This window comes from Hoeflea sp. BAL378 (genome assembly GCF_000759435.1).
Taxonomy (GTDB): domain Bacteria; phylum Pseudomonadota; class Alphaproteobacteria; order Rhizobiales; family Rhizobiaceae; genus Hoeflea.
In genome coordinates, this window is the sequence record NZ_JRJG01000060.1 from 1 (window position 1) to 18,910 (window position 18,910).

Genomic DNA, 18,910 nt, shown 5'->3' on the forward strand with positions numbered 1-18,910 from the left:
CCGGCGAAGCCGACACCGCCCCCGCGGCGGCCGAAGCCGCGGAGCCCATTCACACCCAGCCGGCAGCGGCTTCCGCCGCCGCTCCGGGCGAGCCGTCCTGGACCATCGACGCCGAACGCGAACTCCGCAAGATCCCCTTCTTTGTCCGCGGGAAGGCGCGGCGAAACACGGAATCCTATGCCGCCCAGAACGGCCTCAACCCGATCACGATCGAGACACTGTACGATGCCAAAGCACACTTCGGGCGCTAGTTCCGCCCCGGTCAATGTTGTTCTGATCACGCTCGACAACCACATGACGGCGGCGGTCGACGATGCGCGCAAGATGCTTTCGGCCGACATTCCGAACCTGCGGCTCACGGTGCATGCGGCGACCGACTGGAACGACCATCCCGACAGGCTGCAGGCGTGCAGGGACGACATCGCCAAGGGCAACATCATCGTCGCCTCCATGCTGTTCATCGAGGACCACGTCAAGGCGATCGGGCCGGACCTGGCAGCAAGGCGCGACCAGTGCGACGCGATGATGTGCTGCATGTCGGCCGGCGAAATCATGAAGAACACCACCATGGGGCGCTTCAAGATGGACGGCGAGCAGAAGGGCCCGCTGGCCATCCTCAAGAAACTGCGCGGCGACCGATCGAAGACCAGCAAGGACACCGGCCGCACCGCCGGCGAGCGCCAGATGGCGATGCTCAAGCGGCTGCCGAAGCTGCTGCGGTTCATCCCCGGCACCGCCCAGGACGTGCGCAACTACTTCCTCGCCATGCAGTACCGGATCGCGGCGTCCGACGCCAACATCGCCAATCTGGTGCGGCTGCTGGTCGATAAATACGCCGACGGCGAGCGCCGCGCCTATCGCGGCACGGTGCCCGCGGCCGCCCCGGTCGAGTATCCGGACCAGGGCGTCTACCATCCCGACATCAAGGGCCGGGTCAGCGCCTCGATCGGCGCGCTTCCTTCGAAGCGCGACGCCAAGGGCACGGTCGGGCTGCTGCTCTTGCGCTCCTACATCCTGTCGGGCGACACCGGCCATTATGACGGCGTCATCCGGTCGCTCGAGCGCCGCGGCATCAATGTGGTGCCGGTGTTCTGCTCCGGCCTCGACATGCGCGGGCCGGTGCGGCAGTTCCTGTCGGGCGGCAAGACCGGCGTCACGATCGACGCGATGCTGTCGCTCACCGGCTTCTCGCTCGTCGGCGGCCCCGCCTATTCCGATGCCGCCGCCGCTGCGGAAGTGCTGTCGGGCCTCGACGTGCCCTATGTCGCCGCCCACGTCACCGAATTCCAGTCGATCGAACGCTGGGAAGCCTCCGACCAGGGGCTGATGCCGATCGAGACCACCATCATGGTGGCGATCCCGGAACTCGACGGCGCCACCGGCACGATGGTGTTCGGCGGGCGCACCGAAAACCGGGACGGCGACCAGGCCTGCTCCTGCGCCCGCAAGCTGGGCGCCTGCCCCAAGGGCCGCTCCTGCATGAGCGCGCATCCGGAACGGGTGGAAGTGCTGGCCGGCCGCATCGAGAAGCTGGTCGCGCTGCGCAAGAGCGAGCGGGCCAAGCGCAAGGTGGCGCTCACCATCTTCAACTTCCCGCCGAACGCCGGCAACATGGGCACCGCGGCCTTCCTGTCGGTGTTCGAATCGCTGCACGCCACGATGCTGCGCCTGCAGGCCGAGGGCTACACGATCGAGGTGCCGGAAAGCCCCGAGGCGCTGCGCGACATGGTGCTCAACGGCAACGCCGCCTCCTACGGCGCGCTTGCCAATGTGCACGCCATGGTCAGCGCCGACGACCATGTGCGCAACGAGAAATATCTCTCCGAGATCGAGGCCGCCTGGGGTCCGGCGCCGGGCCGGATCTTCACCAACGGCCAGTCGATCTTCGTGCTCGGCCGCCAGTTTGGCAACATCCTCGTCGCGGTGCAGCCGGGCTTCGGCTACGAGGGCGACCCGATGCGGCTGTTGTTCGAGAAGGGGTTTGCACCCACCCACGCCTTCGCCGCCTTCTACACCTATCTCAAGCGCACCTTCCGCGCCGATGCGGTCCTGCATTTCGGCACCCATGGCGCGCTCGAATTCATGCCCGGCAAGCAGTCCGGCATGTCGTCCAAGTGCTGGCCGGACCGGCTGATCGGCGACCTGCCGAACTTCTATCTCTATGCCGCCAACAACCCGTCCGAAGGCACCATCGCCAAGCGCCGCTCGGCGGCGACGCTGGTCTCCTACCTGACCCCGCCGGTGACCAATGCCGGCCTCTACAAGGGCCTGAGCGAGCTGAAATCCTCGCTCGACCGGCTGCGCAATCTCGATGCGAGCCAGGAGACCGAATATTCCGAAACCTTCGAGCTGGTGGTGGCCCAGGCCGAGATGCTGGAACTGCTGCGCGGCGCCTCGACCCTCGACCGCGCCGCCTATGTGAGCGCGCTCAACGCGGCGATGCTGGAGCTCGAATACGCCCTGATCCCGCACGGGCTGCATGTCGCCGGCCGCGCCATGAGCGAGGCGGAACGCCGCGAAATGCTCACGCTGATCGCCGAAGCCGATGATGCGGGCACGCCCGGCGCCCAGGTGATCGACGCCATCGTCGATTCAGATCAGGCCGCGGTCAGGGCCGCGCGGACGGGCGGCGAGGAGAAGATCGCGCTCATCGACCGGCTGGTGCGCGCCAACGCAAACCTCGCCAACAACCGCGAGCTCGACGGCATCATCACCGCGCTCGACGGCCGCTTCGTCGCCCCCTCGCCCTCGGGCGACCTGCTGCGCCGGCCCGACATGCTGCCCACCGGCCGCAACATCCATGGCTTCGACCCGTTCGGCATCCCGAGCGCCTATGCGGTCAAGGATGGCGCCCGCCAGGCAGCCAAGGTGCTGGAGCGCTATTTCGAGACCGACGGCAAGCTGCCCGAGACCATCGCCATCGTGCTGTGGGGCACCGACAACCTCAAATCCGAAGGCGGCCCGATGGCCCAGGCGCTGGCGCTGATGGGCGCGCGGCCGCGGCTCGACGCCTACAACCGGGTGTGCGGCGCCGAGTTGATCCCGCTCGAGGAGCTCAAGCGCCCGCGCATCGACGCGGTGATGACGCTGTCGGGGATCTTCCGCGACCTGCTGCCGCTGCAGGCCTCGATGCTGGCGGAGGCCTCCTATATCGCCGCCATCGCCGACGAGCCCGTGGAGATGAACTTCATCCGCAAGCACGCGATCGACTATGCCGCGGAACACGGCTGCGACATCGAACACGCTGCCTACCGGGTGTTCTCCAATGCCGAGGGCGCCTATGGCGCCAACGTCAATTTCCTCGTCGGCTCCAGCGCCTGGACCGACGACCAGGAAATCGCCGACATGTACACCGCCCGCAAGGGCTTTGCGATCGACCGCAAGGGCAAGTCCTCGGCGCAGGTCGAACTGCTCAACGACGTCTTCGCCAAGGTCGACATGGCCTACCAGAACCTCGATTCGGTCGAGCTCGGCGTGACCACGATCGATCATTATTTCGACACGCTCGGCGGCATCTCCAAAGCGGTGTCGCTGGCCAAGGGCGGCAAGCAACTGCCGGTGTTCATCTCCGACCAGACCCAGGGCGAAGGACGGGTGCGGACGCTGGGCGAACAGGTGGCGCTCGAAACGCGCACCCGCTCGCTCAACCCGAAATGGTTCGAAGGCATGCTGGCGCATGGCTATGAAGGCGTGCGCCAGATCGAGGCCCAGATCTCCAACACGATGGGCTGGTCGGCAACCACCGGCGACGTGCAGCCCTGGGTGTACCAGAAGCTGAGCGAGACCTTCATACTCGACGAAACCATGCGCCGCAGGCTGTCCGAACTCAATCCGGCATCCTCCCTGCGCATGGTCAACCGCCTCATCGAGGCCAAAGACAGAAACTTTTGGACGCCGGACGACGAGACCTGGGCCGCGCTGTGCGCAGCGGGCGAGGAAATGGAAGATCGTGCCGAAGGCTTGTCCGTGGAGGCTGCAGAATGAACCTTTTCACCCACCCCCGCACCATCATGGATGAAGCGAGAACCGCGAAGCTCCGCGACGCCGCCGGCCTCAACGGCGATGGCGACGGAGACGGCAGCGTCCAGGTTCATCTCGAAACCGAGATGGACGCCGGCAAGGCCAAGGTCTTCGCCATCTACGGCAAGGGCGGCATCGGCAAGTCGACCACCTCGTCGAACCTGTCGGTGGCGTTTTCGCTCCTGGGCAAGCGGGTGCTGCAGATCGGCTGCGACCCCAAGCATGATTCCACCTTCACGCTGACCAAGAGCCTGATCCCGACGGTGATCGACGTTCTGGAAGGCGTCGACTTCCATCCCGAGGAACTCCGGACCGAGGACTTCGTGTTCGAGGGCTACAATGGCGTGCAATGCGTCGAGGCCGGCGGGCCGCCCGCGGGCACCGGTTGCGGCGGCTATGTGGTCGGCCAGACGGTGAAGCTGCTGAAGGAGCACCACCTGCTCGAGGACACCGACGTGGTGATCTTCGACGTGCTGGGCGACGTGGTCTGCGGCGGCTTCGCCTCGCCGCTGCAGCACGCCGAGCGCGCGGTCGTCGTCGCCGCCAATGATTTCGACTCGATCTTCGCCATGAACCGCATCGTCGCCGCCATCAAGGCCAAGTCGAAGAACTACGACGTGCGGCTCGGCGGGGTCATCGCCAACCGCTCGAAGAACACCGACCAGATCGACCGCTACAACGAGGCCATCGGCCTGAAACGCCTGGCCCATATCGTCGATTCCGACGCGGTGCGCCGCAGCCGGCTCAAGAAATGCACGCTGTTCGAGATGGGCGACCACCCGGAGATCGTGTCGATCCAGCAGGAATACATGAAGCTGGCCGAAACCCTGTGGGCCGGCACAGAGGAGCTGGCCGCCAATCCGATGAAGGACCGGGAAATCTTCGATTTCCTCGGCTTTGAGTGAGACCGGGACCATGCACGACGCCGCCTACATCAAGCGCCGGGACGAGATCCAGCATTATTTCGACCGCACTGCGCTCGAAGCCTGGAAGCGCCTGACCTCGACGGAGAAGGTCTCGGGCGTGCGCGCCACCGTGCGCGCCGGGCGCGAGGCGATGCGGGCCGAGATCCTCAGGCGCTTCCCGCAGGACCTGAGCGGCTGGCGCATTCTCGACGCCGGCTGCGGCGCCGGCCCGCTCGCCATCGAGCTCGCGCACCGCGGCGCCCACGTGCTCGGCGTCGACCTGTCGCCGCAGATGGTGAGCCACGCCAACGAGGCGCTGCCCGAGATCGCGGGTGGCGGCTCGGTCAGGCTGATCGCCGGCGACATGCTCTCCCCCGAGCATGGCGAATTCGACGGCGTCGTCTCGATGGACGCGCTCATTCACTACGACGCCGACGCCGCGGCGGCGGCGATCGCGGGGCTGGCGCGCCGCACCCGCCGCAAGATGGTGTTCACGCTGGCGCCGCGGACCAGGCCGCTGGTGGTGATGCAGGCGGTCGGCAAGATGTTTCCGCGCGGCGACCGGTCGCCGGCGATCCAGCCGGTGGCGATCAACCGGCTGATCGCGCAGACGCTCGAGCGGCCCGGCATGGAGGGCTGGCGGAGCCATGCGCCGACCCGGATCTCCCGGGGATTCTACATTTCCGAAGCACAGGAGCTCGCCCGGTCATGAGCCTGGTCGCCAAAGCCAACCGCAAGATGCTGGACAAATGGAAGTCTCTCGGGCCGCGCTACCTGCCGTTCGCGGATGCGGCGACCGAGGACCTGCCGCTGTCGCGCCTCATCAGGCTGTCGATGTTCCAGTGGTCGATCGGCATGGCGGCGGTGCTGCTCACGGGCACGCTCAACCGGGTGATGATCGTCGAGCTCGGCGTGCCCACCTCGCTGGTGGCGCTGATGGTGGCGATCCCGGTGCTGGCGGCCCCGTTCCGGGCGCTGATCGGCCATCGCTCCGACACCTATAAATCGGCGCTCGGCGTGCGCCGGGTGCCCTATATCTGGCTCGGCACGATCCTGCAGTTCGGCGGGCTGGCGATCATGCCGTTCGCCCTGCTGGTGCTGCATTCGCAGACCACCGGCCCGTCCTGGGGCGGGCCTGCGGGCGCGCTGCTGGCCTTCCTTCTGACTGGCGTCGGCATGCACATGGCCCAGACCGCGGGCCTGGCGCTGGCGACCGATCTGTCGGCCGAGAAGACCCGGCCGCGGGTGGTGGCGCTGATGTATGTGATGCTGCTGGTGGGCATGCTGCTGTCGTCGATCGTGTTCGCCATCCTGCTGCGCGATTATTCCCCGCTGCTGCTGATCAAGGTGGTCCAGGGGGCGGCGGTCGCCACCGTGGTGCTCAACATCATCTGCCTGTGGAAGCAGGAGCCGCGCGACCCCGTGGCGACCCGTCATGAGCGCCCGACGGCGAGTTTCGCCGAAGCCTTCGGCGCGTACCGCAAGGAAAAGGGCACCCTGCGGCTGCTGGTCGCCGTGGCCTTCGGCTCGGCCGCCTTCTCGATGCAGGACGTGCTGCTCGAGCCCTATGGCGGTGAGGTGCTGCGGCTCACGGTCAGCCAGACGACGCTGCTGACCGCGATCTGGGCCACCGGCACGCTGATCGGCTTCAGCCATGCCGGCCGCGCCCTGCAGAAGGGCGCCAACATGTACCGGCTCGCGGCCCTCGGCCTGGTGGCGGGCATCCTCGGCTTTTCGGCGATCATCTTCTCCGAACCGCTCGATGCCGCCAACCTGTTCCGGCTGGGCGCCGGCATCATCGGCTTTGGCGGCGGGCTGTTTGCCGTCTGCACGATGCTCGCGGCGATGGACATCGCCGAGAAATCCGACAACGGCCTCGCGATCGGAGCCTGGGGCGCCGTGCAGGCCACGGCCATCGGCCTCGGCTTGGCCGCGGGCGGGCTGATCCGCGACGCCGTCAACGGAATGGTCGCCGGCGCCGCGCCGGGTGCGGCGATGACCGCGCCGGCCGCCGGATACAGTGTCGTCTACCACCTCGAAATCGGGCTGCTGTTTGCGGCGCTCGCGGTCCTCGGGCCGCTCGCCGCACGGCGTCAAATTCCACACCAGGCCCGGAGCCCCCGCTTCGGACTGGCCGAAATGCCCGGCTGACCGCCGGACTCTTGAAGGAGAAAGTCATGCAAACCGGAGCCATCACATCCTATATCGATGTTGCCCAGGTCACGCTCTATGCGTTCTGGGTGTTTTTCGCATTCCTGCTGTTCTACATCCGCCAGGAAGACCGCCGCGAGGGCTATCCGCTCGAGGCCGATCAGTCCGGCTACTTCAACCGGGACGACTGGTTGTTCGTGCCGCCGGCGAAGACCTTCCTGCTGCCGCACGGCCATGGCGAGGTGAAGGTGCCCAATGCGCGGCGCGACAATGCCGACCGGCCTGTGCCGGGCGTCAAGCTCGCCAATTTCTCCGGCGCACCATACGTGCCGACCGGCCCGAACCCGATGCTCGATTCGATCGGTCCGGGATCCTGGGCGGAGCGCTCCGACACGCCGGATCTCCGGCATGAAGGCGGCCCCAAGATCGTGCCGCTCAGGGTGGCGCCCGATTTCTACATCGCCGAGGGCGAGATCAACCCGATCGGCCTGCGCGTGGTCGGCTTCGACCTGGTCGTCGCCGGCACGATCACCGACATCTGGGTCGACCAGTCGGAGCAGATGCTGCGCTATCTCGAAGTGCTGACGGAAGTCGGCGTGGCGCCCCGGACGGTGCTGGTGCCGATCAACTTCGGCACCTTCCGCAAGATCCGGGACGGCAGCCGCATCTTCTACGTCAATGCGCTGCTCGGCGAGCAGTTCGCGCATGTGCCGGCCACCAAGATGCCCGAGAGCATCACCCTGCTCGAGGAAGACAGGATCATGGCCTATTTCGGTTCCGGCCTTCTCTACGCCGTGCCGAGCCGCCAGGAGCCGCTGGCATGAGCGAGACCGGCGGACCCGAGCACGATTACGAGCCGGTGCCGGGCCTTCCGGCCCGGCTCCCGGACGGCGAATACATCTTGTGGCAGGGCGCACCGTCTTCGGCGGCGGTCTCCCGGCGCGTGATGAAGACGCGCTGGATCGCGGGATATTTCGCGGTTCTCGTCATCTGGAACATCTCCGCCGGCCTCTATGACGGCCGCCAGCCGAGCGAGATCCTGTTCTCGTCGGGCGCGCTGACCATCCTGTCGACGATCGGCATAGGCCTCATGGAGGCCTTTGCCTGGGGCGTGCAGAAGACGACGCTCTACACCATCACCAACAGGCGCATCGTCATGCGCATCGGCGTGGCGCTGTCGGCGACGTTCAACCTGCCGTTCACGCGGATCGTCTCGGTGGACATGCGCGAAGGCAAGAACGGCGTCGGCGACATCGCGCTCACGCTCATGCCGGGCGACCGGCTGTCCTGGCTGGTGTTCTGGCCGCATGTGCGGGGCTTTCGCAAGGGCGCGCTGATGCCGCAGCTCATCTGCCTCAAGGACGTGGCGATCGCCGGCAACGTGCTGGCTGCGGCGCTCGCCGGCACGCGCGCTCCCGACGCGGCGGCCCGGCCGTCGCCCTCCCCAACCCAGACCGGCCGGGTTTCCGGCGGTCCGCTGATCCAAGCCGCGGAGTAAGATCATGAACGCGCTCACCCCAGGTTTTCCCCATGCCAATGGCGCCCCGCAGAAATCCGGCCGGACCGCGAGCCGGTTTCCGCGGATGCCATTGGTGATGGGGCTGGGGCTGATCGGATTCGCCATGAGCGCCATCCTGTTCGGGATGCAGACCGGCGTCGGCACCATGGTCAATGTCTATGGCCAGCCGGTGGCGATCCGCGACATCGTCATCGCCGGCGCCCATGACACCAAGATCACCATCACCGACGCCCAGACGGGCGAGATCATCAGGATTCTTCTGCCGGAAGAAGGCGGGTTCATCCGCGGCTCATTGAGGGCACTGTCGCGCATGCGGCTCGTGGCCGAGAAGCCCGACACCCTGCCCTACCGGCTGATCGAATGGGAGAACGGCTCCGTGTCGCTCTCCGATACCGCCACCGGCGAACGGCTCTACCTCAACGCCTTCGGGCCTGACAACGCCGCCGCCTATGCTGAACTGCTAGCTTCGAGAGGGAATAAGAAGCCATGAGCAAGACACCGCTGATAGGACGGCGCAAGGAGGAGGTTCCGTGCACCGTGGAAATCAACAACACATTCGAGGAACTGGGCGCGCACTTACGCTTTGACAATGGCGTCGTGGTCTATCCCGGCGACGAGGTGATCGTGCACGGCTCGCCCGTCGAGGTGCCCTATGGCCACCGCGAGACCTTCCGCCGCACTGCCACCATCACCCGCGCGAGCCTGCTCGAGCGCACCTGGACGCGCGCCACGGGCGATTTCGAGTTCATGGAACTGTGCGAGTTCAGCTTTTCAGAGAGGGCACGGGCATGAACAAGCACGTTGAACCCGATCTCGCCAGGGCGAAGACGACCCCCGCCGACATCAACGACACGACCAAGACAGCGGTCGAATCGACGATGCTCAACCCGCGCTTCTACACCACCGATTTCGACGAGATGGACCGCCTCGACGTCTCCGGCGTCCGCGAGGAATGGGATGCGCTGATCGCCGAAATGCGCTCGGACCCCAACAAGGGCCACTTCAAGCGCAACGCCGACTGGGACCAGATCGACATCGACGCGCTGCCCGACGAATTGCGCCGGGAGTTCATCGATTTCCTGGTCTCGTCGCTGACGGCGGAGTTCTCCGGCTGCGTGCTCTACAAGGAGATGAAGCGCCGCGGCACGAATGCGGAGATCTGCGAGCTGTTCGGGCTGATGAGCCGCGATGAAAGCCGCCATGCCGGCTTCATCAACGATGCGCTCAAGGAGTTCAACATCGGCGTCAACATGGGCTTCCTCGCCAAGGCGAAGAAATACACCTATTTCCGCCCGAAATTCATCTATTACGCCACCTATCTGTCCGAGAAGATCGGCTATGCCCGCTACATCACCATCTTCCGGCATCTGCAGCAGCACCCGGAAAAGCGCTTCCATCCGATCTTCAAGTGGTTCCAGGAATGGTGCAATGACGAGTTCCGGCACGGCGAGGCGTTCTCGCTGATCATGCGCTCGGATCCGAAGCTGACCTCGGGCATCAACACCTACTGGATCAAGTTCTTCCTGCTGGCGGTGTTCGCCACCATGTATGTGCGCGACCATGCGCGGCCGGCGTTTCACAAGGCGCTCGACATCGGCATCGAGGACTACGACATGCGGGTGTTCCGCCTGACGAGCGAAATCACCAAGCAGGTATTTCCGCTGACGCTGGATCTCGACCATCCCGCCTTCATCGCCTGCCTGCGCAAGCTCAACGCCATCAATGCCGACGTCAACGCGGCGGTCGAGCGCGGCGGCATGATGGGCAGGATCGCCAAGGGCTGGCACACGGGCCGTGCGGCGCTGACCTTCGCCCGGCTCTACATGATCCCCACCAAGACCAACCGCGTGCCGGAAAAAAGCCGGCTGCAGCCGGTCTGGTAAGGAGCCCGCGATGACCTTCCTGTCAGCAGTCCTGATCGCTAGTGTCGCCTGGTGGGTCGCCACCGGGCTGGTCCTGGCGCTGGCGCGGGCGGGAAGCCGCTATTTCAAGACCGTGATGGCGCTCGCCACCGGCGTGGCGACGATCGGCGTCATCGGCCTCGCCGCCACCGCTGAGGACGGCGCCACCGCGGTGTCGGCCTATGTCGCCTTCTTCTCTGCCCTGGCGCTGTGGGCCTGGCACGAGACCACGTTCCTGATCGGGTTGGTGACCGGGCCGCGGCGCATCGCCGCCTCGGAGGCGCCGCACGAGAAGACGCGGTTCCGCGCCGCGTTCCTGACCGTGCGGGACCACGAGATCGCGCTGTTTGCCACGATGCTGGGGCTGGTATGGTTCATGGGCGGGGCCGAGAACACCACCGGGCTGCTGGCGTTCGGCCTGCTCTGGGTGATGCGGATTTCCACCAAGCTCAACATCTATCTCGGCGCCCGGCACGCGATCAGCGACATGCTGCCGGATCGCCTGTCCTATCTCAAAAGCTATTTCCGCACCGACCGGACCAGCGGCTGGTTCTATGTCTCGCTCACGGGAAGCGCGGCTCTGCTGGCCTGGCTGGTCTTCGCGGCGGCCACGGCGGAGACAGACCACGGCGCGGTCAAATGGACCCTGCTCGCCGCCTTCGCGGGGCTGGCGCTGATTGAACACCTGTTTCTGGTTTTGCCGGTTCGCGATTCCGCCCTCTGGGGCTGGGCGATGGACAAGACCAAGAAAAAGACTTCGAACAAGACCCGGGAGAACCGGGCGACACTTCACACCACACCGGAATCGGAAACTTCCCGTGCGCCTGCGCGGGCCTGAGACAAGGGGGATCACCCACATGGACTTCAACCGCTACTTCACATCGCAGCTCGACACGCTGCACGCGGCCGGCAACTACCGCGTCTTCGCGGAACTCGAGCGGCATGCCGGCGGGTTCCCCCGGGCGACCCGGCACCGCGCTGACGGCAGCACCCATGACGTCACCGTCTGGTGCTCGAACGATTATCTCGGCATGGGACAGAACGCCAAGGTGATCGCGGCCATGCATGAAGCCATCGACCAGTGCGGCGCCGGCGCGGGCGGCACCCGCAACATCTCGGGCACCAACCATGCGCATGTGCTGCTGGAAAACGAGCTGGCGGATCTGCACGGCAAGGAATCGGCGCTGATCTTCTCCTCGGGCTATGTATCCAACTGGGCGGCGCTCGGCACGCTCGGCGCCAGGATCCCCGGCCTGATCATCTATTCGGATGCGCTCAACCACGCCTCGATGATCGAGGGCATCCGCCACAGCCGCGCCGAAAAGCGCCTCTGGCGCCACAACGATCCCAAGCACCTGGCGGCGATGATGGCGGCCGACGATCCCAAGGCGCCGAAGCTGGTGGCGTTCGAGAGCGTCTATTCCATGGACGGCGACATCGCGCCGATCGGCGAGATCCTGGACGTGGCCGAGCGCTTCGGCGCCATGACCTATCTCGACGAAGTCCACGCGGTCGGCATGTACGGGCCGCGCGGCGGCGGCGTCGCCGAGCGCGACGGGCTGATGGACCGGGTGACGATCATCGAAGGCACGCTCGGCAAGGCGTTTGGCGTGATGGGCGGCTACATCACCGGTTCGCGGGCGGTGTGCGACTTCATCCGCAGCTTCTCCTCGGGCTTCATCTTCACCACCGCCATTCCGCCGGCGCTGGCCGCGGGCGCCACAGCCTCGATCAGGCATCTCAAGCAGAGCCAGATCGAACGCGCCGGCCACCGCAGCAACGTGGCGAAGTTCCGCGCCATGCTCGACGCCAAGGGCATCCCGCACATGCGCAATCCGAGCCATATCGTGCCGGTGATGGTGGGTGACGCCAAGAAGTGCAAATGGATCTCCGACATCCTGCTCGACACCTACGGGGTCTATGTCCAGCCGATCAATTATCCGACCGTTCCGGTCGGCACCGAACGGCTCCGGTTCACGCCGACGCCGATGCACAGCGACGACGACCTCAGGCATCTGGTGGACTCGCTGTGCGATTTGTGGTCGCAGTGCGCACTTTCGCGCGCGGTGGCCTGATCCTGGCCAGGCAAGCCATGATAGGGTCACATCCTTGAGGCACCGGTAGGGAATGCCCATGACGGTGGTGACGTTTTCGCTGTTCGAGTTCTCCTCGCTGCGCCGGCGCCTGTGGGCGTTCTCGCAGATGGGGATGGCGAAGCCTGCCCTGCGCAGGATGGCGGATCTCAGATTCCTCAAGCTGATGGGCACCGGGTCGGGCGCGGGATTTTCGACGCGCCCGAATTTCGGCGTCTACACGCTGCTGGCCGAATGGCCGTCGCTGGAGATCGCCCGCGCGCGCATCGCGTCCGCGGGCGCGCTCGACGGCTACCGCAAGACGGCAGACCGGATGGCCACGCTCTATCTCGAACCCGTGACCACGCGGGGCCAGTGGGACGGGCACGTGTTCGAGGTGGCCGAGGACGCGCCCGGGCAGCGCATGCCGGTGGTGGCGATGACCCGCGCGTCGATCCGGCCGTCCAAGCTGATGCGCTTCTGGCCGCGGGTGCCGGCGATCTCGGACACGGCGGAGGCCGAGCCGGAGCGGCACTTCATGATCGGCACCGGGGAAATCCCGTGGCTTCACCAGGTGACCCTGTCGGCCTGGACCTCGATTGCGGCCATGGAGGCGTTCTCGCGCCGCAGCGCCACCCATGGCGAGGCAGTGCGGATCGCCTACAAGGACGACTGGTTCTCGGAATACTGCTTCACGCGGTTCAACCTGCTGGCTATCGAGGGAAGCTGGCAGGGACTGACCGACGTGGAGGCGCTCAGGATCCCCACCCCCGCGGCGCAGGCGGCCACCCGCGCCGACGGCGCCGGCCGGGCCGCACGCACGGCCCCCGCGGCATGAAAGACAGGACGGACCGATGAACGTACACCCCACCATCATCCCGGCCATCGCCGACGACGGCTCGCTCTATCCGGTGGAGAAGCTGAAGGCCCATGTCGACGGGCTGTTCCACCTCGCCGTGTCGATCTTCGTCTTCGACGGCGAGCATCTGCTGATCCAGAAGCGGGCGCAGGCGAAATATCATTGCGGCGGTCTGTGGGCCAACACCTGCTGCTCGCATCCGCACTGGGACGAGCCGATCGACAGTTGCGCCCGCCGGCGCCTGAGGGAGGAGCTCGGCTTCAATGTCGCCCTCTCCCGGCGCCGCGTGGTCGAATATTCCGCCGATGTCGGCAACGGCCTGCACGAGCACGAGAAGGTGACGATGTATATCGGAGTGGCCGACCGGTCGTCTGTCCAACTGGCGCCCGATCCGCGCGAGGTCGAGGACACCCGCTGGATCACCCGCGACGCGCTGCACGCCGAGATCGCCCGCCAGCCGGAGCAGTTCACGCCCTGGTTCCGGATCTACGCGGAACGCTATCCCGACCTGGTCTTCTGAGCGGCGAGGCTTTTGCCTTGGATCTGTGCCATTGGCACCGCCCACTTCAAATCCTGTGATTGTGGACCTGATCCGACGCCGCGACTGTGCAATTACCTGTGCTGCAGCCTTGACTGGACCAGACTGGCGTTTTTCGATTTTGCGCCGTAGCTTGCCGGTATTGGCTCTGTCAGCACCGCAATTTTCATGAAAAACGACGCCTGCGATAGTATATTCGTTCTGAAAGGCTTCGATGCCGTCACCGGCGCGGTGTGTGCGGAATGCCGTGTGCGCATCGTTGATCTGGATCAGCTAAAGGCCGTATTGAGCTCGGAAACCGCCGCAGATCCGGATCTGAGGGCGCTGTATGGCGGATTGTCCCAGTCCGACATGCAAGCGATCGGCGCCCTGTGCATCCCGCCCATTGTGCCTGATGCCATTCTCACCGCGCTTGGTCGGCCCTATTTTGCGTTCGATGCCGTCCCATATCTGGTCCATACCAACTTCGAACTTCCCCTTATGTTGGAAGGACGAAAGCCGTTGGCGGTTTTCAGCGACGGCTACCCGTCGGACTGGTTCGACGAACTCCTGGAGCCGTTTGAGCCTTATGTGGCCTCGGGTCAGATCCTTCGCCGCATCATCGACACGCCGGTGCCCTCGCTCAATCAAAACCGGTCAAACCTTCAGGGCATAAGGGACGTGCTCTTTGCGCTTCCGGACCAGGAATGGCGCATCGATGCCTATATCAAGACCATTCTGAAGCGAACACGCGCCTGGGACAACGAGCTTGAGCGCCTGCAAGGTTCATTGCTCGGGTATGAGGACTGGCAAAACGATTGGTGGATCGAGCAGCGCTGCCAAAATGGCTAGGCGAACCCGAAAGAGCGCGATGGCGCGGCCGCAGCGAGGCACGTGCGTCGATCTCGTTTCGCCGCTCAGGCGAATCAACACACCCGAAAATCCCTGCCCCCAAAACAGAAAGACCGGAGATCTTGCGATCTCCGGTCCTCTTTTGCGCAAGCGGACGCCGAGGGAAAGCGGCCGCCTGCAACAGGCTCAATCGGCGGATGCCAGAGCCTTTTCCCCTTCGACCGCGCCGGAAACCGGCGCGAGCGAAGTCGTGTTGGCCGAAGACGGCAGCAGCTTGGTTTCACCAGGCTTGTAGGTGGTGAAGTCCGGAACGCCGGTGTCGCTCTTGGTTGCCAACGAATTCACGTAGTCCTGCAGCATGGAGACGCCATAGAGCGGCTTCTGAACGCCGTTGTGGCAGGTCGCGCAGGAGACCTTGAACACGTCGCCCTCGGGTCCCTTGCGGTTGGCCGGGAAGGCGGGGGCCATGGGCGTGAGGTAGCTCACGTTGAGATCCCGCGTCATGCGGATGCCGTGCCAGGCGCTAACGCGCTGCGGCGGGCTTTGATCCCAGTCGTTCAGCGCCCGCGTGTTGTGGCAGGTGACGCATCCGACGCCGAGGCTTTCGGACATGTGCATCATCAGGGCCCAGCTCGTCTCCGTTTCCTTGACGGTGTTCTTGTTGGTTCCGTCGGGAAGCGCGGTCAGCGAATGCACGCGGATCGGCTGCTCGTCGAGCAGGTAGTTCTCCAGCGCATCGGTCGGCAGCGAGGTGTTCGCGGCCATCTTGTTGACGATGTTCTGGCCTCCGCGCCAGCCCACGGCCCTGCCCTTTTCGCCCGGGCCGAGATCACGGGACCAGACATTGGCCGGCACCGGATTGCCGCGGTGGCAGGTGTAGCAGGTCACCCCGGTCTGGGCGACATGCGGCTGCCAGTCCTCGTTGATGTGCTGCGTCATCTGCAGCATCCGCCGGGAGACGACCTTGGTGTAGACCTCGTCGGAGGCGAGGTCATCGGGGTTGTGGCAGTAGTTGCAGCCCTCGACCGGCGAGACCCAGGCGGTGATGTCCGCCATGAGCTCGTTGAACTGGTCCTCGGACAGATGCCCCAGCACCGGCACGTTCTGGTAGACGTCGCGGGCAAGGCTGCCGGCGGGATCGGGCTCGTAAGCGGGCTCGGGGGCGACATTGGCGAGCTTGAGCGCCACCTGGTCCTCGCGGTCGAGCACCTGAACCATGCCCGTGCCGCGATAGCCGATCTGGACGGTGTCCACGGGAGGCGTGTCCCAGTCGGCGCCGAAGATAACGGCGGCGCCCACGAAGACGGCTCCGGCCGCGGCGAATGGTATCCAAAGTTGATTCATTGTCTTAACCCCCAATGGCCGGATCGACGACCGTCGGCCACAAGTCGGGCAGCGGCGCGACAAGGCCGTGCTTCATGCCCCACAGGTACCAGTTGTCGACCACGGTCCCGGTCAGCAAGATGCCGATGCCGCCGGTAATCGGTGTGAGCACGGCAAACCACCAGGCCCAACGGTGAATAGATTCCATGGTGGCGTTGAAGCCCATGGTCCACCTCCAGAACAGCGCAGCGCGTTCGGAAGCGGTGCCGCGGTCGGTGATCTGTTCCACCTCGCGCTCGCCGCCGTACCGGGTCACCGCGAGAATGGTTGCGGCATGCATGGCGAACAGCAGAACGGAGCCGTACAGGAATGCGATCGAGAGGCAGTGGAACGGGTTGTAGTAGAGATTGCCGTAGCGGATCGAGAACGCCGCCGTCCAGTCGAGGTGCGGGAAGATGCCATAGGGAACGGCTTCGGCCCAGGACCCCATCAGCAGCGGCCGGAACAGACCCAGGGAGAGGAACAGGAAGATGGCCGAGCCGAAGGCCCAGAAGACATGGGTGCCGAGCCCGAGCGCGCGCGCCCTTATATAGACCCTTGCCCACCACAACAGCACGGAAGCCAGCAGGAAGACGCTGGAGATGATGTACCAGCCGCCTTCATTGAGCGGCGGGATCGACAGGCCGTATTTCGCTGGCGGCGGCTCGAGCGCCAGCCAGAAGAGCTGGCGGATGAACTGGATCGGGTCCCAGCCGACGGAGGCCAGCATGTTCATGCCGACGATGACGAACCAGATGGTCCCGAAGATCAGCGATGCCGTGCCCAGGAAGCCCAGATAGATGGGGCCGATCTGCGCGTAGCCGACCCAGCCGGCGAGCTTGTTGTAGATCGGCCTGCCGATGCGCTCGTCGTCGCCCCTCGGCAGCGGGATCCCGGCTTCGACAGGGCCGCGAACCTGGATTTGCGTGAATATGTTTTGGTATTCCATGATCAGACCCCTTTCAGCTCCAGATCGGCAGATCGAGCCACCAGTTCCACCACTCGGGCCAGCCCTTGTTCCAGAGCGGACCGCTGATGACGATGCACACAGCGCTCCAGAAACCGGCGTTCAGGGCCAGCACCAGACCGAGGCGGTGAATGCCCAGCGTGCCGACGGAATAGCCAATGATGTCGCGGAAGAAGGTGTCTTCGTGCTCCGGCGTCTTGACCTCATTGGGATTGTTGTAAAGCGTGCCGTCGCGGCCCGGATTGCTGGCCGAGAGGATCAGGCCGCCGTGCAGGGCGAGCGCCAGGGTCGTGGTGAAGAACAGCGACACCGCGAGCATGTGCGCGGGATTGTAGTGGAAGTGCAGATACTGGTATCCGACGTTCGAAACCCAATCGAGATGGCTGAAGATGCCGTAGGGGAAACCGTGTCCCCAGGCGCCCATCAGCACCGGCCGGATCACGACCAGCGTGACATAGGCGAAGATCGCCACGGCGAAGGCGAACGGGACATGGAAGCCCATGCCGAGCTTGCGGCAGATTTCCACTTCGCGCAGGGCCCAGGACACGAAGGCCCCGATCGCGCAGATGGTGATGATCTGCCACAGGCCGCCTTCCGCCAGCGGCGCCAGTCCGAGCCCGTAGCTCAGGTCGGGCGGAGCAATGGAGATCCGCCAGATGTTCCAGGTTGGCCCAAGCGCCGCGCCATAGGCCATCAACGCGGTCCCCAGGCCCGCGAAAAATGCCGTGGTGAGGCCGAAAAAGCCTACGTAAAAAGGTCCGACCCAAAAATCGAACAGGTCACCGCCTATCAGGGTGCCACCGCGAACGCGGTATTTTCTTTCAAAACTCAGCAGCGCCATGGCTTGTCTCCAACCCCGTCTGATCGCCGACGATTCCCGCGATCCCGTTCCGGGTTTTGCCCATTCCAGATTTCGACTGCGGGCGGGTGGCCAGGGCCTTCGCCCCGCCCGCAGTCATTCTTTTGAGCGTTCAGCCAATCATCGTGGGGATGAGCCCCAGGATGCCCGTCGGATCGAGGGCGCCGGTCACGACCGGTGCGCCTTCGAGCCAGTTGAAGCGTTCCGTGCTGAGCAGGACGAGGTGAATCATCACAGCCAGCGCGAAGAGGAAGACGCCTTGGACGACCAGCGTTTTACGCGGGTCGAAAATCATCCAGATTCTCCACATTTCGCTTCTCCTTAACTGAGCATTGGCAAGAATGCCGATACGGTCTGGCCGACGCTTTCAAGCGAAGCGTAGCCTTCCGGACCGGGGATCCACGGGCGCCAGAACCAGGCGAGCAGATGTGCGACAATGGCAACAGCCACGAAAGCAATCATCCCCTGGAGGTAGTACGAGTGGAACTCCTGTGCTTCACCTTCGGTCAATCCCGAAAGCGAAACGGTGTTTGGACTGGACATTGAAGTACCTCCTAGTCACAAGCGCTGCGGTTCCCCGCAGCCGGGTGCCTGGACCGCCCGGAAAGACGGCTTCGGCGGTTAATGCCGGGTTTGGACTCCGGCAAAGGCGAAACGCTACGCGATGAAGACGTAGCCTGCGGTGGCATGCGCGGATGCGCGCGCCTCCGCGAAAACCGATTGGCCGTGGCTGTCGACAGGCTTGCCGCGCAGGGCTGCCAGCCCGCGCGATGTGCCCGCCATGGCGAAACAGACGACGAAGGCGATGGCGACCAGGAGCCAGTATTCGATCCGGTCCGTCCTCGACTGCCCGCGGGCCGCTTGCCTTTCCTTTTGGTGCACTGTCATGCTCATCGCACTCTCCTTGTTTGCCGGGGGTGTGCCCC

The 18,910-nt window shown here is 65.2% G+C and carries 20 protein-coding genes and 1 pseudogene; 15 read left to right on the forward strand and 6 right to left on the reverse strand.

Features of this window, described 5'->3' with window-relative positions:
* The 15 genes and pseudogenes from LL06_RS28245 to LL06_RS28060 form a co-directional block, all read left to right on the forward strand.
* Positions 1 to 251, forward strand: a pseudogene (locus tag LL06_RS28245) (ferredoxin:protochlorophyllide reductase (ATP-dependent) subunit B); the annotation flags it as partial.
* Positions 226 to 3,984 (forward strand): magnesium chelatase subunit H, encoded by a 3,759-nt coding sequence (locus LL06_RS13940; protein ID WP_035527902.1) that lies wholly within the window; start codon positions 226 to 228, stop codon positions 3,982 to 3,984. The pseudogene LL06_RS28245 and the gene LL06_RS13940, both read left to right, overlap by 26 nt.
* Before the next feature lie 26 nt (positions 3,985 to 4,010).
* Positions 4,011 to 4,925 carry a ferredoxin:protochlorophyllide reductase (ATP-dependent) iron-sulfur ATP-binding protein gene (gene bchL / locus LL06_RS13945; RefSeq protein ID WP_152599617.1) on the forward strand — a complete coding sequence of 305 codons (915 nt, stop codon included), beginning with the start codon at positions 4,011 to 4,013 and terminating at the stop codon, positions 4,923 to 4,925.
* A gap of 10 nt (positions 4,926 to 4,935) precedes the next feature.
* Positions 4,936 to 5,637: a magnesium protoporphyrin IX methyltransferase gene (gene bchM, locus LL06_RS13950; protein WP_035527907.1), complete on the forward strand. Its 702-nt coding sequence runs from the start codon at positions 4,936 to 4,938 to the stop codon at positions 5,635 to 5,637.
* A complete protein-coding gene (locus tag LL06_RS13955; RefSeq protein WP_035527910.1) occupies positions 5,634 to 7,076 on the forward strand; it encodes a BCD family MFS transporter in 1,443 nt (480 codons plus the stop codon). The genes bchM and LL06_RS13955 overlap by 4 nt, the downstream gene beginning before the upstream one ends.
* A gap of 26 nt (positions 7,077 to 7,102) precedes the next feature.
* Positions 7,103 to 7,900 carry a photosynthetic reaction center subunit H gene (gene puhA / locus LL06_RS13960; RefSeq protein WP_035527913.1) on the forward strand — a complete coding sequence of 266 codons (798 nt, stop codon included), beginning with the start codon at positions 7,103 to 7,105 and terminating at the stop codon, positions 7,898 to 7,900.
* A complete protein-coding gene (gene puhB / locus LL06_RS13965; protein WP_035527915.1) occupies positions 7,897 to 8,574 on the forward strand; it encodes a photosynthetic complex putative assembly protein PuhB in 678 nt (225 codons plus the stop codon). Before puhA ends, puhB begins: the two co-directional genes overlap by 4 nt.
* Positions 8,575 to 8,578: 4 nt before the next feature.
* Positions 8,579 to 9,085: a photosynthetic complex assembly protein PuhC gene (puhC, locus tag LL06_RS13970; RefSeq protein WP_035527917.1), complete on the forward strand. Its 507-nt coding sequence runs from the start codon at positions 8,579 to 8,581 to the stop codon at positions 9,083 to 9,085.
* On the forward strand, positions 9,082 to 9,387 hold the full coding sequence (locus LL06_RS13975; protein WP_035527918.1) for a hypothetical protein: 306 nt from the start codon (positions 9,082 to 9,084) through the stop codon (positions 9,385 to 9,387). Before puhC ends, LL06_RS13975 begins: the two co-directional genes overlap by 4 nt.
* A complete protein-coding gene (acsF, locus tag LL06_RS13980) occupies positions 9,384 to 10,478 on the forward strand; it encodes a magnesium-protoporphyrin IX monomethyl ester (oxidative) cyclase (protein WP_035527920.1) in 1,095 nt (364 codons plus the stop codon). Before LL06_RS13975 ends, acsF begins: the two co-directional genes overlap by 4 nt.
* A gap of 10 nt (positions 10,479 to 10,488) precedes the next feature.
* A complete protein-coding gene (gene puhE / locus LL06_RS13985) occupies positions 10,489 to 11,334 on the forward strand; it encodes a putative photosynthetic complex assembly protein PuhE (RefSeq protein WP_052161570.1) in 846 nt (281 codons plus the stop codon).
* A 19-nt stretch (positions 11,335 to 11,353) separates the two neighbouring features.
* Positions 11,354 to 12,571, forward strand: a complete 1,218-nt coding sequence (gene hemA, locus LL06_RS13990; protein ID WP_035527922.1) for a 5-aminolevulinate synthase — start codon at positions 11,354 to 11,356, stop codon at positions 12,569 to 12,571.
* A 58-nt stretch (positions 12,572 to 12,629) separates the two neighbouring features.
* Positions 12,630 to 13,406 carry a spheroidene monooxygenase gene (locus tag LL06_RS13995; RefSeq protein ID WP_152599615.1) on the forward strand — a complete coding sequence of 259 codons (777 nt, stop codon included), beginning with the start codon at positions 12,630 to 12,632 and terminating at the stop codon, positions 13,404 to 13,406.
* A gap of 16 nt (positions 13,407 to 13,422) precedes the next feature.
* Complete coding sequence (gene idi / locus LL06_RS14000) at positions 13,423 to 13,947, forward strand: isopentenyl-diphosphate delta-isomerase (protein ID WP_035527924.1); 525 nt, start codon at positions 13,423 to 13,425, stop codon at positions 13,945 to 13,947.
* A 186-nt stretch (positions 13,948 to 14,133) separates the two neighbouring features.
* On the forward strand, positions 14,134 to 14,796 hold the full coding sequence (locus LL06_RS28060) for a hypothetical protein (protein WP_035527927.1): 663 nt from the start codon (positions 14,134 to 14,136) through the stop codon (positions 14,794 to 14,796).
* Positions 14,797 to 14,982: 186 nt separating this feature from the next.
* Here the strand turns inward: LL06_RS28060 and pufC are convergent, their stop codons facing one another.
* From pufC to LL06_RS14035, 6 genes are all read right to left on the reverse strand, one after another.
* Positions 14,983 to 16,095: a photosynthetic reaction center cytochrome PufC gene (pufC, locus tag LL06_RS14010; RefSeq protein WP_244447135.1), complete on the reverse strand. Its 1,113-nt coding sequence runs from the start codon at positions 16,093 to 16,095 to the stop codon at positions 14,983 to 14,985.
* Between the two features lie 49 nt (positions 16,096 to 16,144).
* The gene (pufM, locus tag LL06_RS14015) at positions 16,145 to 17,110 is read right to left on the reverse strand and encodes a photosynthetic reaction center subunit M (protein WP_035527930.1); all 966 of its coding nucleotides are present in this window, start codon (positions 17,108 to 17,110) and stop codon (positions 16,145 to 16,147) included.
* 10 nt (positions 17,111 to 17,120) lie between these two features.
* The gene (gene pufL, locus LL06_RS14020) at positions 17,121 to 17,966 is read right to left on the reverse strand and encodes a photosynthetic reaction center subunit L (RefSeq protein WP_035527933.1); all 846 of its coding nucleotides are present in this window, start codon (positions 17,964 to 17,966) and stop codon (positions 17,121 to 17,123) included.
* A 130-nt stretch (positions 17,967 to 18,096) separates the two neighbouring features.
* The gene (gene pufA, locus LL06_RS14025) at positions 18,097 to 18,294 is read right to left on the reverse strand and encodes a light-harvesting antenna LH1, alpha subunit (protein ID WP_035527937.1); all 198 of its coding nucleotides are present in this window, start codon (positions 18,292 to 18,294) and stop codon (positions 18,097 to 18,099) included.
* A gap of 11 nt (positions 18,295 to 18,305) precedes the next feature.
* Positions 18,306 to 18,527, reverse strand: a complete 222-nt coding sequence (gene pufB, locus LL06_RS14030; protein ID WP_035527940.1) for a light-harvesting antenna LH1, beta subunit — start codon at positions 18,525 to 18,527, stop codon at positions 18,306 to 18,308.
* Positions 18,528 to 18,641: 114 nt separating this feature from the next.
* Complete coding sequence (locus tag LL06_RS14035) at positions 18,642 to 18,872, reverse strand: hypothetical protein (RefSeq protein WP_152599616.1); 231 nt, start codon at positions 18,870 to 18,872, stop codon at positions 18,642 to 18,644.
* Positions 18,873 to 18,910 lie beyond the last annotated feature (38 nt).

Excerpts from the sequence above, each read along its gene's own strand:
- LL06_RS13940 (WP_035527902.1), top strand. The coding sequence starts at position 226 with ATGCCAAAGCACACTTCGGGCGCTAGTTCCGCCCCGGTCAATGTTGTT.
- bchL (WP_152599617.1), top strand. The coding sequence starts at position 4,011 with ATGGATGAAGCGAGAACCGCGAAGCTCCGCGACGCCGCCGGCCTCAAC.
- bchM (WP_035527907.1), top strand. The coding sequence starts at position 4,936 with ATGCACGACGCCGCCTACATCAAGCGCCGGGACGAGATCCAGCATTAT.
- LL06_RS13955 (WP_035527910.1), top strand. The coding sequence starts at position 5,634 with ATGAGCCTGGTCGCCAAAGCCAACCGCAAGATGCTGGACAAATGGAAG.
- puhA (WP_035527913.1), top strand. The coding sequence starts at position 7,103 with ATGCAAACCGGAGCCATCACATCCTATATCGATGTTGCCCAGGTCACG.
- puhB (WP_035527915.1), top strand. The coding sequence starts at position 7,897 with ATGAGCGAGACCGGCGGACCCGAGCACGATTACGAGCCGGTGCCGGGC.
- puhC (WP_035527917.1), top strand. The coding sequence starts at position 8,579 with ATGAACGCGCTCACCCCAGGTTTTCCCCATGCCAATGGCGCCCCGCAG.
- LL06_RS13975 (WP_035527918.1), top strand. The coding sequence starts at position 9,082 with ATGAGCAAGACACCGCTGATAGGACGGCGCAAGGAGGAGGTTCCGTGC.
- acsF (WP_035527920.1), top strand. The coding sequence starts at position 9,384 with ATGAACAAGCACGTTGAACCCGATCTCGCCAGGGCGAAGACGACCCCC.
- puhE (WP_052161570.1), top strand. The coding sequence starts at position 10,489 with ATGACCTTCCTGTCAGCAGTCCTGATCGCTAGTGTCGCCTGGTGGGTC.
- hemA (WP_035527922.1), top strand. The coding sequence starts at position 11,354 with ATGGACTTCAACCGCTACTTCACATCGCAGCTCGACACGCTGCACGCG.
- LL06_RS13995 (WP_152599615.1), top strand. The coding sequence starts at position 12,630 with ATGACGGTGGTGACGTTTTCGCTGTTCGAGTTCTCCTCGCTGCGCCGG.
- idi (WP_035527924.1), top strand. The coding sequence starts at position 13,423 with ATGAACGTACACCCCACCATCATCCCGGCCATCGCCGACGACGGCTCG.
- LL06_RS28060 (WP_035527927.1), top strand. The coding sequence starts at position 14,134 with ATGAAAAACGACGCCTGCGATAGTATATTCGTTCTGAAAGGCTTCGAT.
- pufL (WP_035527933.1), bottom strand. The coding sequence starts at position 17,966 with ATGGCGCTGCTGAGTTTTGAAAGAAAATACCGCGTTCGCGGTGGCACC.
- pufA (WP_035527937.1), bottom strand. The coding sequence starts at position 18,294 with ATGTGGAGAATCTGGATGATTTTCGACCCGCGTAAAACGCTGGTCGTC.
- pufB (WP_035527940.1), bottom strand. The coding sequence starts at position 18,527 with ATGTCCAGTCCAAACACCGTTTCGCTTTCGGGATTGACCGAAGGTGAA.
- LL06_RS14035 (WP_152599616.1), bottom strand. The coding sequence starts at position 18,872 with ATGACAGTGCACCAAAAGGAAAGGCAAGCGGCCCGCGGGCAGTCGAGG.